At 67.6% G+C, this 12,545-nt stretch carries 12 protein-coding genes; 10 read left to right on the top strand and 2 right to left on the bottom strand.

All coding sequences use genetic code 11. The features are described 5' to 3' along the window. The first annotated feature begins 89 nt into the window (after positions 1-89). From mtgA to IAI54_RS18410, 4 genes are all read left to right on the top strand, one after another. Entirely contained in the window at positions 90-794 is a 705-nt protein-coding gene (gene mtgA / locus IAI54_RS18425) for a monofunctional biosynthetic peptidoglycan transglycosylase (protein ID WP_235679092.1), read from the top strand. 159 nt (positions 795-953) lie between these two features. Further along, positions 954-1,136: a 50S ribosomal protein L32 gene (rpmF, locus tag IAI54_RS18420; RefSeq protein WP_187968572.1), complete on the top strand. Its 183-nt coding sequence runs from the start codon at positions 954-956 to the stop codon at positions 1,134-1,136. A 142-nt stretch (positions 1,137-1,278) separates the two neighbouring features. Then, on the top strand, positions 1,279-1,680 hold the full coding sequence (locus tag IAI54_RS18415; RefSeq protein WP_187968571.1) for a hypothetical protein: 402 nt from the start codon (positions 1,279-1,281) through the stop codon (positions 1,678-1,680). Positions 1,681-1,706: 26 nt separating this feature from the next. Next, the gene (locus IAI54_RS18410; protein ID WP_338021470.1) at positions 1,707-3,296 is read left to right on the top strand and encodes a gamma-glutamyltransferase family protein; all 1,590 of its coding nucleotides are present in this window, start codon (positions 1,707-1,709) and stop codon (positions 3,294-3,296) included. Between the two features lie 134 nt (positions 3,297-3,430). Here IAI54_RS18410 and phaR read toward each other — a convergent pair whose 3' ends face one another. Next, positions 3,431-4,039, bottom strand: coding sequence for a polyhydroxyalkanoate synthesis repressor PhaR (gene phaR / locus IAI54_RS18405; protein ID WP_187968570.1), 609 nt, complete (start codon positions 4,037-4,039; stop codon positions 3,431-3,433). Between the two features lie 307 nt (positions 4,040-4,346). Here phaR and IAI54_RS18400 point away from each other — a divergent pair, with 307 nt between their 5' ends. The 6 genes from IAI54_RS18400 (at position 4,347) to IAI54_RS18375 (ending at position 11,928) form a co-directional block, all read left to right on the top strand. Continuing rightward, a complete protein-coding gene (locus tag IAI54_RS18400; protein ID WP_187968569.1) occupies positions 4,347-5,534 on the top strand; it encodes an acetyl-CoA C-acetyltransferase in 1,188 nt (395 codons plus the stop codon). A gap of 98 nt (positions 5,535-5,632) precedes the next feature. Continuing rightward, positions 5,633-6,355, top strand: a complete 723-nt coding sequence (gene phbB, locus IAI54_RS18395; protein ID WP_187968568.1) for an acetoacetyl-CoA reductase — start codon at positions 5,633-5,635, stop codon at positions 6,353-6,355. Between the two features lie 389 nt (positions 6,356-6,744). Continuing rightward, positions 6,745-10,137, top strand: a complete 3,393-nt coding sequence (locus IAI54_RS18390; RefSeq protein ID WP_187968567.1) for a helicase-related protein — start codon at positions 6,745-6,747, stop codon at positions 10,135-10,137. A gap of 5 nt (positions 10,138-10,142) precedes the next feature. Then, entirely contained in the window at positions 10,143-10,526 is a 384-nt protein-coding gene (locus IAI54_RS18385) for an RNA-binding S4 domain-containing protein (RefSeq protein ID WP_187968566.1), read from the top strand. 126 nt (positions 10,527-10,652) lie between these two features. After that, positions 10,653-10,991: a ferredoxin FdxA gene (gene fdxA / locus IAI54_RS18380; protein ID WP_187968565.1), complete on the top strand. Its 339-nt coding sequence runs from the start codon at positions 10,653-10,655 to the stop codon at positions 10,989-10,991. Positions 10,992-11,349: 358 nt separating this feature from the next. After that, positions 11,350-11,928: a CarD family transcriptional regulator gene (locus IAI54_RS18375; protein WP_187968564.1), complete on the top strand. Its 579-nt coding sequence runs from the start codon at positions 11,350-11,352 to the stop codon at positions 11,926-11,928. Positions 11,929-12,180: 252 nt separating this feature from the next. Here the strand turns inward: IAI54_RS18375 and clpS are convergent, their stop codons facing one another. Then, positions 12,181-12,486, bottom strand: a complete 306-nt coding sequence (gene clpS, locus IAI54_RS18370; RefSeq protein WP_187968563.1) for an ATP-dependent Clp protease adapter ClpS — start codon at positions 12,484-12,486, stop codon at positions 12,181-12,183. Positions 12,487-12,545: the final 59 nt, after the last annotated feature.

Raw genomic sequence — 12,545 nt, 5'->3', positions numbered from 1 at the left:
CCGCAGGCTCTATTCAGCCTTGGAACGACCCGGTCAGGCTGGATTTGAACACGCAAGACGACAGTTCCATGGCCGCGAAGGGCCGCAGCATGCGCCGGAAGCCGGGCCGGGCGCGCGGCCGTGCCGCCAGATGGCTGCGGCGCGGCGGGCTCGTTCTCGTCATGCTCGTCCTTGCGCCCGTCGTGCTGACGCTGATCGGCCTGCTGCCCTTCGTGCACCCCGTCTCGACCCTGATGGTTCGCGACTTCGTGACGATGCGCGCCTTCGAGCGGCACTGGGTGGATATCGAAGAGATCGAGCCGCTGCTCGTCCATTCCGTCATCATGTCGGAAGACGGGCAGTTCTGCGCGCACGGCGGGATCGACTGGAGCGCGCTGTCGTCGGTCATCGACGACGCGCTGGCGGGTGAACCGACGCGTGGCGCCTCCACCATCTCCATGCAGACGGTCAAGAACCTCTATCTCTGGCAGGGCCGCTCCTTCGTGCGCAAGGCACTGGAGGTTCCGCTGGCGCTGGGTTTCGATTTCGTGGTCCCGAAGCGGCGGACGATGGAAATCTACCTCAACATCGTCGAGTGGGCTCCCGGCATCTATGGGGCGGAGGCGGCGTCGCTGTATCATTTCGGCGTGTCGGCTGCCGATCTGTCGCGACGACAGGCGGCCCTGCTGGCGGTCACGCTTCCCAATCCCCACGAGCGCGATCCGGCCAAGCCTTCAGCCGGATTGAGACGCCTCGCCGACATCATCGAGAGGCGGGCGCGGCAGGCCGGAAGTCACGTCGCCTGCGTGGGGTGAGCCGCCGCAGGCACCAGGATGGCGGAAAAAAATCGATGCCTGCGGCTGGCCAAGCGGCGCACGAGCGTGTATAGGCACGCGACTTTCACAAGACGGCCTGTCGCCTCGGCCCTTCTCCGAGGGCGCGACGGGTCTTTGACCGATGATGGAGCAGGTACCATGGCTGTCCCGAAAAGGAAAACCTCGCCGTCGAAGCGCGGCATGCGTCGCGCGGCGGACGCGCTCAAGGCCCCGACCTATGTCGAGGACAAGAATTCCGGTGAACTGCGCCGTCCGCACCACATCGACCTGAAGACGGGCATGTATCGCGGCCGCCAGGTTCTGGAGCCCAAGGAAGGCTGATCCTCTACCTCAGCCGACGTAGACCGACCGGCCTCGTGCCGGTCTTTTACTTTGCAGAACGACGCTCCGAACGATCGAGCCGGCTTGACGTGGTCGCGCCACCGCGACAGTTTGCGCCACCGCATCAACCGGAAGCCGTGCCATGGCGATCGTCCCGCTGCTCATCATCCCCTTCATCCTGTTCAACCTCGGCCTCACCGGTCTGCTGGGGGGCGGGGAAACAGGTCCGTGGGAGCAGGTGCTCTTTTCCATCCCGATGATGTCGGGCGGTGCTTTCGCGATGACGCTCGGCGACCTGTTGATCGTCGTCGCGCTCTTCCTGCTCTTCTTCGAGATCATGAAGTCGACGCGCACGTCGAATGCTTCCGTGGTCGATCACCTGCTGTCCACCTTCGTGTTCGTCGCCTATCTGGTGGAGTTCCTCCTCGTCGATCAGGCGGCGCACTCGGTGTTCTTCATCCTCATGGTCATCGCCTTCATCGACCTGATCGCGGGCTTCTCCGTCTCGATCCGGTCGGCCGGGCGAGACGTGAGCTTCAATTGACGATCCCGGACGGACAGAGGCCTCCCGTGCGAAACTTCGACCTGCCGGGCCGGTCGCCGGTCATCGCCGAGAACGGCATGGCAGCGACGTCGCATCCGCTCGCCACCGCGACCGCATTGTCGATGCTGCGCGACGGCGGCAACGCGGTCGACGCCGCCATCGCGGCCAGCGCGGTGCTCGCGGTGGTCGAGCCGCACATGACCGGCATCGGCGGCGACTGCTTCGTCATCCTGGCCGAGCCGGACGGCACCGTGCACGGGCTGAACGGGTCCGGGCGGTCGGCGGCGGGCGCGCAGGCGGCCTGGTACCGCGAGCGCGGCTTCCCGAAGGTGCCGGCCTACGGCGCGCACGCAGTCACCGTGCCGGCGGCCGTGAAGGCCTGGGAAGTTCTGGCGCAGCGCTTCGGCACGCGCAGCTTCGACGGGCTCTTCTCCGATGCGATCCGCTATGCGCAGGAGGGCTTCGCCATCCACCCGCGCGTCGCCCGCGACTGGCCGCACCACGTCGCGGACCTCGCCGCGGACGAGGGCGGGCGCAGGCACTATCTCGTCGATGGCCGGGCCCCCGAGGCGTTCACGCGGTTGAAGCTGCCGGCGCTCGCCGCGACGCTGCGGCGGATCGCGACGGAGGGGTCGCGGGCATTCTACGAGGGGCCGATCGCGGCCGAGATCGCCGCGACGGTGCGGGCGAAGGGCGGTTTTCTCGACGAGGCCGACCTGGGGGCCGTCACCGCCGACTGGGTCGGCACGATCACGACCGACTATCACGGCCACACCGTCCACGAGATCCCGCCGAGCGGGCAGGGGATCACCGCGCTGATCATCCTGAACCTGATGACCGAACTCGGCGCCGACCGGCTCGCGCCAGGCAGCGCGGAGCGGCATCACCTGATGATCGAGGCGGCGCGGCTGGCCTATGCCGTGCGCGACCGCGAGGTCGCCGACCCCTCCGCCATGTCCGGTTCGACCGGGCAGATCCTGGCAGGGGACTTCACGCGGGCGCTTGCGAAGGGGTTCGACCCGCAGCGGCGCAATCCCGATCTCTCGCTGCCGCCGCTGCCGCAGGCCGACACGGTCTATCTCACCGTGGTCGACCGCGACCGCCGCGCCGTCTCCTTCATCAATTCCATCTATTCCGGGTTCGGGTCACGCATCGTGACGCCGGAATCCGGGATCGCGCTGCAGAACAGGGGAGCCTGCTTCTCTCTGGAGGCGGGGCACCCCAACGAGATCGGGCCGTCCAAGCGGCCGATGCACACGATCATTCCGGGCCTGGCGACCAGCGACGGGCGCCCGTCGATCGCCTTCGGCGTGATGGGCGGGGCCTACCAGCCGATGGGCCACGCGCTCGTCCTTTCCAACATGCTCGACCACGGCATGGACCCGCAGGCGGCGATCGATTACCCGCGGCTCTTCTGGAGCGACGACGGCGAAGCGCTGGAGGTGGAGACGGGTGTCGCAAAAGCGGTCCGCGCGGGACTGGAAGCCAGGGGACACGCCGTCCGTGCCGCATCCGCACCGCTCGGCGGCAGCCAGATCATCGCCATCGATGACGCGAACGGTTTCCTGGTCGGCGGCTCGGATCCGCGCAAGGACGGCTGCGCGGCGGGCTGGTAGGGACGGTTCGGCCGGCAGAGCGGGAAGAAGCGCTCAGAGTGGGTGAACCGATCGAGGGTGCGAAAGAATGCCCGCTGAAATCCTGGAGATTTTTGGCTCAAGCTGAGCGGGAACGGGCATTCCCTCACATCCTCTCAGCCCAGCCGGTCGATCTTGCGCTGCATCGCGGCGATCTGTTCCTTCAGTTCGCGCAGTTCCTCGCCGCTCTGGCCGGCCGGCCCTCTGGCCGGTTCTTCGGGGGCGGGAGAGCCCGCGCCGCCCTGCGGCGGGAAGGGCGTGAACATGCGCATCGCGTTCTGGAACAGCTCGACGTTGCGGCGGGCCTGTTCTTCCAGCGCCTTCATCGGCGTCGCGACGTTCATCATGTCCATCGGAGTCCGGGGGAGGGCGGACTTCATCTGCTCGCGGAAGCGCTCCTGCTCCCTGGCGAAGGCGATCATGGACTGTTCGAGAAAGCTCGGCACCACCATCTGCATCTGGTCGCCGTAGAAGGAGATGAGCTGGCGCAGGAAGGAGACGGGCAGCATGTTCTGCCCCTCCTTGTTCTCAAGCTCGAAGATGATCTGCGTCAGGACCGGGTGGGTGATGTCGTCGCCGGACTTCGCGTCCTGAACGGTGAAGTTCTCGCCCTTCTTCACCATCTCGGCGAGATCCTCGAGCGTCACGTAAGTCGATGTGCCGGTGTTGTAGAGGCGTCGGTTGGCATATTTCTTGATGACCACCGGATCGTCCTTGGATGCCACGCGACTCTCCCAGTTCTTATCGGTGTGAAGCGCCGGAAGACCGTCACACCCTGTCTGTGGGGCAGGATATGCGCAAAAGCCGGCCAAATGAAAGCGAATTGTGCAGTGCAGGAACCGGCGCGCCCGGGGGGTGGACGGTATCGTCGCGGCAGGGCGAGGAATTCGGCCGCCGGGCGGGTGGCAAAGGGCGGCGCGTCGATTTCCGGTTTGACTCGGATCAACGAACGGGCAAGAAAAGTCGGGACTATACGTGCCGTTCGGGCCACGGTTCGAGCGGCCATCGCCCCATCCACCCAGGGAGTTCTCCATGTCCGCCACACCGTCGATCGTCGTCGCCAGCGCGGCGCGCACCGCCGTCGGCTCCTTCAACGGGGCCTTTGCCAACACGACCGCGCACGACCTCGGCGCCATCGTCATCCGGGAGGTGCTGCAGCGCGCCGGGGTCGACGCCGCAGAGGTGGACGAAGTGATCCTCGGCCAGGTGCTGACGGCGGGCCAGGGCCAGAACCCGGCGCGGCAGGCGTCGATCGCCGCCGGTCTGCCGAAGGAGACCACCGCCTGGGGCCTCAACCAGGTCTGCGGCTCGGGACTGCGCACCATCGCCATCGGCATGCAGCAGATCGCCACCGGCGACGCGGGCATCATCGTGGCCGGCGGGCAGGAGTCGATGTCGCTGTCGCCGCACTGCGCGCATCTGAGGGCCGGCGTGAAGATGGGCGACTACAAGATGGTCGACACCATGATCAGGGACGGGCTCTGGGACGCCTTCAACGGCTACCACATGGGCAACACGGCCGAGAACGTCGCCAGGCAGTTCCAGATCACCCGCGACGCGCAGGACGAATTCGCCCTCGCCTCGCAGAACAAGGCCGAGGCCGCCCAGAAGGCCGGGCGCTTCAAGGACGAGATCGTGCCGGTCACCATCAAGGGCCGCAAGGGCGACACGATCGTCGACCAGGACGAGTACATCCGCCACGGCGCGACCCTCGACGCCATGCAGAAGCTGAAGCCCGCCTTCGACAAGGACGGCACCGTGACCGCCGCCAACGCGTCCGGTATCAACGACGGCGCGGCCGCCGTGCTGCTGATGAGCGAGGCGGAGGCGGTGCGCCGCGGCATCGTCCCGCTCGCCCGCATCGTCTCCTGGGCGACGGCGGGCGTCGACCCGTCGATCATGGGCACCGGCCCGATCCCCGCGTCGAAGAAGGCCCTGGAGAAGGCCGGCTGGTCGGCCGCCGATCTCGATCTCGTCGAGGCGAACGAGGCCTTTGCGGCGCAGGCCTGCGCGGTCAACAAGGGCATGGGCTGGAACCCGGAGATCGTCAACGTCAACGGCGGCGCCATCGCCATCGGCCATCCGATCGGCGCCTCTGGTGCGCGCATCTTCAACACGCTGGTGCACGAGATGAAGCGCCGCGGCGCGAGGAAGGGCCTGGCCACGCTCTGCATCGGCGGCGGCATGGGCGTCGCGATGTGCGTGGAAGCGATGAATTAAGGCAGTCGGGTTTCGGCAGTCGGCAGTCGGAAAAGGGGCAGGAAGTCCAGGTGCCGACTGCCGACTGCCGATTGCCCTAACCGAGGAGGAGACACGGAATGCCAAGGACAGCACTCGTCACCGGCGGATCGCGCGGCATCGGCGCGGCCATCTCGATGGCGCTGAAGGATGCGGGTTACAGGGTCGCAGCCAATTATGCCGGCAATGACGAAGCGGCGGCCAGGTTCACCGCCGAGACCGGCATCAAGACCTACAAATGGTCGGTGGCCGATTACGACGCCTGCGCGGCCGGCATCGCTGCCGTGGAGGCCGATCTCGGCCCGGTGGACGTGCTGGTGAACAATGCCGGCATCACCCGCGACGCGCCTTTCCACCGCATGACGCGCGAGCAGTGGACCGACGTCATGCGGACCAATCTCGACGGCGTCTTCAACATGACGCATCCGCTGTGGAACGGCATGCGCGAACGCAAATTCGGCCGCATCGTCACGATCTCCTCGATCAACGGCCAGAAGGGGCAGTTCGCGCAGGCGAACTACTCGGCCGCCAAGGCGGGCGACCTCGGCTTCACCAAGGCGCTGGCCCAGGAAGGCGCGCGGGTCGGCATCACCGTCAACGCGGTCTGCCCCGGTTACATCGGGACGGACATGGTGATGGCGGTGCCCGAAAAGGTGCGCGAGAGCATCATCGCGCAGATCCCCGTCGGCCGGCTGGGCGAGGCTGCCGAGATCGCGCGCTGCGTCGTCTTCCTCGTCTCGGACGACGCCGGCTTCATCACCGGCTCCACGATCACCGCCAACGGCGGCCAGTACTTCATCTGACGCAGGCGAAGGGATTTGCGGCGGCCGGTTCGCGCGAGCGACCGGCCGCCGCTGTTTTTGCTTGACGCGATTTCGGAGCGGTGCCGGCGGCCATCGCCGCGGCAGGCACAAGTGATTCAAATGATTCACGATATGGTAGGCGCGGGCGACACGACCAACCAGATGATGCGTCGAACAAAGCATGAATCACCCATAGTCAGCGATTCGTCTCCCTTTCGTTCGAGACTCGTTCCAGTTGCAGCGAATCTGGCCGCGGCCTCCGTTTTGCGATTGTCATCGCGGGCCGGAGTCCCTATGTCTCGGCGGCGTGTGGTACCGGTCGTGCCGGACCGGACTCCTGCGGGGGCGCAGTGTAGGGGCTAAGGCACGAAGGGCCGCATCTCCAGTTCATGAACGTGCACCCCTCCAAGTCATCGCCGTTGATCCTGTCGGGCCGGGATGTGACCGCCGTTCTCGGTCCCACGAACACCGGCAAGACCCATCTGGCGATCGAGCGCATGGTGGCGCACCCCTCGGGGATCATCGGGCTTCCGCTGAGGCTCCTTGCCCGCGAGGTCTACGGGCGCGTCGCAGAGAAGGTGGGTGTCGGAAACGTCTCGCTGATCACGGGCGAGGAGAAGATCCAGCCGCCCGGGGCGCGCTATTCCGTCTGCACCGTCGAGGCGATGCCCCGCGAGACGAGTGCCTCCTTCGTGGCCATCGACGAGGTCCAGATCGCCAACGATCTCGAGCGGGGCCACATCTTCACCGACCGGATCCTGCATCTGCGCGGCCGCGACGAGACGCTGCTGCTCGGGGCGGCCAGCATGCGCGGCATCCTGGAGAAGCTGCTCAAGGGCATCTCCGTCGTCACGCGGCCGCGCATGTCGCATCTGGCCTATGCCGGCTCGAAGAAGATCACCCGGCTGCCGCGCCGCTCCGCCATCGTCGCCTTCTCGGCCGACGAGGTCTACGGCATCGCCGAACTCATCCGTCGCCAGCGCGGCGGCGCGGCGGTGGTGCTGGGCGCCCTGTCGCCGCGCACACGCAATGCGCAGGTGGAGATCTACCAGTCGGGAGACGTCGATTTCCTGGTGGCGACGGATGCCATCGGCATGGGCCTGAACCTCGACGTCGATCACGTCGCCTTCGCGCAGAACCGCAAATTCGACGGCTTCCAGTACCGCGACCTGACGGCGGCCGAACTCGGACAGATCGCCGGACGCGCGGGACGTCACCTGCGTGACGGGACGTTCGGAGTGACGGGTCAGGTCGACCCGCTGGACGACGAACTCGTCGAGAAGATCGAGAGCCACGATTTCGAGCCGGTGCGGGTGCTGCAATGGCGCACGGCGCAGTTCGACTATTCGAGCCTCGACGCACTGAAGCGATCGATCGAGACGCCCGCGCCGGTCGAAGGCCTGACCAAGGCGCTGCCTGCGGTCGACGCCCAGGCGCTGGACCACGTCTGCCGCGACGACGACATCCGCAGGCTCGCGGACCGGCCGCAGCGGGTGTCGCTCCTGTGGGACGCCTGCGCGCTGCCCGACTACCGGCGGATCGCGCCGGCGCAGCACGCCGACCTGATCGCGTCGATCTTCACCGACCTCGCGCAACGCGGCCATGTCGACGAAGTCTACATGGCTGAGCAGGTGCGCCGGGCCGATTCCACGGAGGGCGACATCGACACGCTGTCGCAGCGCATCGCCCAGATCCGGACCTGGACTTTCGTCTCGCACAGGCCCGGCTGGCTTGCCGATCCGGCACACTGGCAGGAAAAAACACGCGAGATCGAGGACAGACTTTCGGATGCCCTGCATGAACGGTTGACGAAACGCTTCGTTGACCGCAGGACATCCGTGCTCATGAGGCGCCTGAGAGAAAACACGATGCTTGAGGCAGAAATAAACCCCGCCGGCGAGGTGCTCGTCGAAGGTCACCACGTCGGGGAGCTGCAAGGCTTCCGCTTCACGGCAGACCAGTCTGCCGGCGGCGAGGATGCCAAGGCCGTCAAGGCGGCGGCGCAGAAGGCGCTGGCGACGGAATTCGAAAGCCGCGCCGAGCGTTTCGCCGCTTCCGCCAATGGCGATCTGGCGCTCGGGTCGGACGGGGTCCTGCGCTGGATCGGCGCACCCGTGGCCACCCTGGTGTCCGGCGAGGACACGCTGAAGCCGCGCGCCATCCTGCTGGCCGACGAGCAGCTGACGGGGCCGGCGCGCGATCGCGTGGCCGCCCGCATCGACCGCTACGTCGCCTATCAGGTCGAGAGCCTCCTGAAGCCGCTCGCGGACCTGAAGAACGCCGAGCAGCTGTCGGGCATGGCACGGGGCGTGGCGTTCCGGCTCCTGGAAAATCTCGGCATCCTCAACCGGCGCGACATCGCGGAGGACGTGAAGTCGCTCGATCAGGAGGCGCGTGCGGCGCTGCGCCGGCTCGGCGTGCGTTTCGGCGCCTATCACGTGTTCCTGCCCGCGCTGCTGAAGCCCGGTCCGGCCGGCCTGCTGACGCTGCTCTGGGCGCTCGCCAACGACGGCAAGGACAAGCCGGGCTTCGGCGACGTCGTCAATGCGCTGGCGACGGGACGCACGTCGCTGGTCGTCGATCCCACCTACGAGAAGGAGTTCTACCGTCTCGCGGGCTTCCGGCTGCTCGGCCGCCGCGCGGTGCGCGTCGACATCCTCGAGCGGCTGGCGGATCTGATCCGCCCGGCCCTTTCGTGGCGCCCGGGAACCGGCGCAAGGCCCGAAGGCGGTTTCGACGGCGCCGCCTTCCTGGTCACCCCGGCGATGATGTCGATCCTCGGCGCCAATGCCGACGACATGGAAGAGATCCTGAAGGGGCTCGGCTACCGCGGCGAGGCCAAGCCGGCAGGCGAGGTCAAGTCCAGGCTGGAGAGCCTGGATCAGGCCGCGCGTGCGGCGGCCGCTGCCGAGGCCGCGCGCCGCAAGGCGGCCGCCGAGGCCGCCGCTTCGCCGGCTGCCGAGACCGCCGCCGCCGCGCTCGGCGAGGGTTCGGACGGCGCGCCGCAGTCGCTCGGGGACGTGGCGGCCGACATCGCGGTCGAAGAAGCAGAAACACCGGTGGCTGCTGCAGTCGATGCGGAGACGAGCGACGCCGGGGAGACCGCCCCCGTCGCGTCCGGGGCGGATGCGGCAGCGCCCGCTGCCGATCCGGTCGCCGCAGCGGTCGAACCGCTTGCCGAGGCCGCCGCCGCGGCGCTCGGTGCGGACGCGGAAGGCCCGCAGTCGCTGGGCGAGGCGGCCCTGGACTCCTCCGCCGCGCCGGAACACGCCGCACCCGCAGAGGCCGCTGCGCAGAGCGCCGTCCGGCCGGCTGCTGCAGCGGAGCCGACAGAGGCCGAGAAGCCGATCATGCTCTGGCGACCGGGCCGTTTCGGCGATCGTCAGCGGCAGGACAATCGCGGGCGCGGCCGTCGTGGCCAGCCGCGCGAAGGCCAGGCCCGGGACCAGCAGCCGCGCGAGGGCCAGCCGCAGCGCGACAGGCAGCCGGGCGAGAGGCAGCCGCGAGAGGGGCAGGCCGAAAGGCCGGGCGGGCGCCAGGGCGAAGGCGGCAAGGGCCGGTTCGAGAACCGCTTCAGAGACAAGGGCGATCGTCCGCGCGGGGATCGGCCCGACCGGGGCGGGCCGGGCGGGAAGCCGGAGCGCGACCGTGGCGGGAAGGGGGATCGCGGCGATCGCCGCCCGTCCTTCCAGCAGGCGCCGCGCGAGGAACGGCCCGCCAAGTTCGACCCGGATTCGCCCTTCGCCAAGCTCGCAGCCCTGCGGGATCAGCTCAAGAAGTAGGCGGGATGGCGGGACCGGAACGCCAGCGGCTCGACAAGTGGCTGTTCTACGCGCGGGCAGTGAAGTCGCGTTCGCTGGCTGCGCGGCTGATCCACGCGGGCGCCGTCCGCGTCAACCGCGAGAAGGTCGACCAGCCGGCTCATTCCGTGAAGGCGGGAGACGGTCTGACGATCACGCTCGACCGACGCATCCTTGTCTGGCGGGTGCTCGACACGGGGATGCGGCGCGGCCCGGCGGAGGAAGCTCGCGGCCTCTACGAGGACCTGACGCCGAAGGCGGACGGCGCGGCTGCGCCCATCGCACCCGCGCCGGCCGCGGAACGGGAGCCGGGGGCCGGACGGCCGACCAAGAAGGAACGGCGGCTCATCGACCGCTGGCGCGGCGAGTAGCGCGCGACCTCGGGTAAATCTTTCCGCGAAGCCGCGCCCGCGCGCCAAACGGCCCCTTGCGCCGTTGTCGCAACGGGGCTACCTCAACCGCGTTGGACGCTGGAAGACGCTGCCGGAGCCGCCTGAATGACCTATGTCGTCACCGACAACTGCATCAAGTGCAAGTACATGGACTGCATCGAGGTGTGTCCGGTCGACTGCTTCTACGAAGGCGAGAACATGCTCGTCATCCATCCGGACGAGTGCATCGACTGCGGCGTATGCGAGCCGGAATGCCCCGCGGACGCGATCCGGCCGGACACGGAGCCGGGGCTGGACAAGTGGCTGAAGGTCAATGCCGACTTCGCCGAGAAGTGGCCCAACATCACGGCCAAGAAGGAGCCGCCGGCGGACGCGAAGGACTTCGACGGTGTCGAAGGCAAGTTCGAGAAATTCTTCTCCGCGGAACCCGGAACGGGCGACTGATCGCTCCGACCTGACGCAGCGTCAGTCGGGTTTCGGCTCCGCAGCGCAAGCCGCGGGAGCGGCGCTGCCGTTCGCTTGTGCAGCAAGTTGTTGATTCTTTCGCATATTTATGTTACATAAAAACATCATGCAGGTGAGACAACGTCCGTTTGCGGCGCATACGCCCTAAATCTCGAAAGGTGCGATCAGTTTCCGGTCCAAGGTGACTTGGCTCAGGCTGGAAGGCCTGTGCCTGCGTCGTCTGCAGCTCGACCGGAGATTGTGCGTTCGCGTGCGTGGTTGGCATCCTCGCGGCATTCGGCCGCAGCATGAGCGCGGCCCAAGAGAGTCGCTGCCGAAACTAAGGAGTTCAGGGCGTATGGCAACCCAGCAGAAGAAGACAGCAGCGCGCAACGGCTTCAAGACCGCGGAGTTCATCGTCTATCCGGCGCACGGCGTCGGCCAGATCGTGGCGATCGAGGAGCAGGAAGTCGCCGGCCACAAGCTGGAACTGTTCGTGATCGATTTCCAGAAGGACAAGATGCGGCTGAAGGTTCCGGTCGCCAAGGCGGCGTCGATCGGCATGCGCAAGCTGTCCGAGACGGACTACGTCGACCGGGCGCTGAAGGTCGTCCAGGGCCGGGCGCGCGTGAAGCGCACCATGTGGTCGCGCCGTGCGCAGGAGTATGATGCCAAGATCAATTCCGGCGACCTGATCTCGATCTCCGAAGTCGTTCGCGACCTCTATCGCGCCGACAACCAGCCCGAGCAGTCCTATTCCGAGCGCCAGCTCTACGAAGCCGCGCTCGACCGGATGGCGCGCGAGATCGCGGCGGTCAACCGCATGTCCGACACCGAGGCGGTGCGTCTGATCGAGACCAACCTGAACAAGGGTCCGCGGCGCGGCGTGAAGGCCGACAACGAGGGCGACGACACCGAGCAGGAAGTGGCTGCCTGAGGGCGGCTTCTCCGTACCCGTTCCGAAGCCCGGTCTGGAGACAGGCCGGGCTTCTTCCTTTTCGCGGCTGTCCGCATGACTGGCCGCCGGCGGCCGCGACGTCGGCGGCCGAGGCTGCGCCAAAGCGTGTCTCCCGGACGTGGGACCCGGTCTCGAGCCAGAGACATGCGCGAAAACACAGGCCGAAGACGTGCGGAGCGACTCTGAAAGATTGCGACGCGCTTTGGCGTTGCCGGATCGAAGCCGAGCCCGTCATTCCTCCGGTTCGGTGCCGAAGAGGAGCGGAAATCCCATCTTCCGCCCCGCGTCCGTCGCACGGGTGGCCTTGGTCTCTGCGACGTCCTTGGTGAAGACGGCGACCACGCAGGCGCCGCGCTGGTGGGCGGTGATCATCACGCGCCGCGCCTGCTCGGCGTTCAGCCGGAACTCGGCTTTCAGCACGCTGACGACGAAGTCACGCGGCGTGAAGTCGTCGTTGAACAGGATGACCTTGTGCAGGCGCGGCCGCTCCGTCTTCGGCTTGACGACCGTTCGCGGCGTGGTGACGGCATCGCTCATCGTGGCGGCTCTTCGGCTCGAACGGGGCGGGGGCGGCAATCCGCCGCTTATGCCACGAA

This window comes from Aquibium microcysteis (assembly GCF_014495845.1).
In the GTDB taxonomy this organism is placed as follows: Bacteria; Pseudomonadota; Alphaproteobacteria; order Rhizobiales; family Rhizobiaceae; genus Aquibium; species Aquibium microcysteis.
This window is presented reverse-complemented; position numbering and strand designations above follow the sequence as displayed.

Coding starts and splice junctions, on each gene's coding strand:
- mtgA (WP_235679092.1), top strand. CDS start 90: ATGCGCCGGAAGCCGGGCCGGGCGCGCGGCCGTGCCGCCAGATGGCTG.
- rpmF (WP_187968572.1), top strand. CDS start 954: ATGGCTGTCCCGAAAAGGAAAACCTCGCCGTCGAAGCGCGGCATGCGT.
- IAI54_RS18415 (WP_187968571.1), top strand. CDS start 1,279: ATGGCGATCGTCCCGCTGCTCATCATCCCCTTCATCCTGTTCAACCTC.
- IAI54_RS18400 (WP_187968569.1), top strand. CDS start 4,347: ATGTCCGCCACACCGTCGATCGTCGTCGCCAGCGCGGCGCGCACCGCC.
- phbB (WP_187968568.1), top strand. CDS start 5,633: ATGCCAAGGACAGCACTCGTCACCGGCGGATCGCGCGGCATCGGCGCG.
- IAI54_RS18390 (WP_187968567.1), top strand. CDS start 6,745: ATGAACGTGCACCCCTCCAAGTCATCGCCGTTGATCCTGTCGGGCCGG.
- IAI54_RS18385 (WP_187968566.1), top strand. CDS start 10,143: ATGGCGGGACCGGAACGCCAGCGGCTCGACAAGTGGCTGTTCTACGCG.
- fdxA (WP_187968565.1), top strand. CDS start 10,653: ATGACCTATGTCGTCACCGACAACTGCATCAAGTGCAAGTACATGGAC.
- IAI54_RS18375 (WP_187968564.1), top strand. CDS start 11,350: ATGGCAACCCAGCAGAAGAAGACAGCAGCGCGCAACGGCTTCAAGACC.
- clpS (WP_187968563.1), bottom strand. CDS start 12,486: ATGAGCGATGCCGTCACCACGCCGCGAACGGTCGTCAAGCCGAAGACG.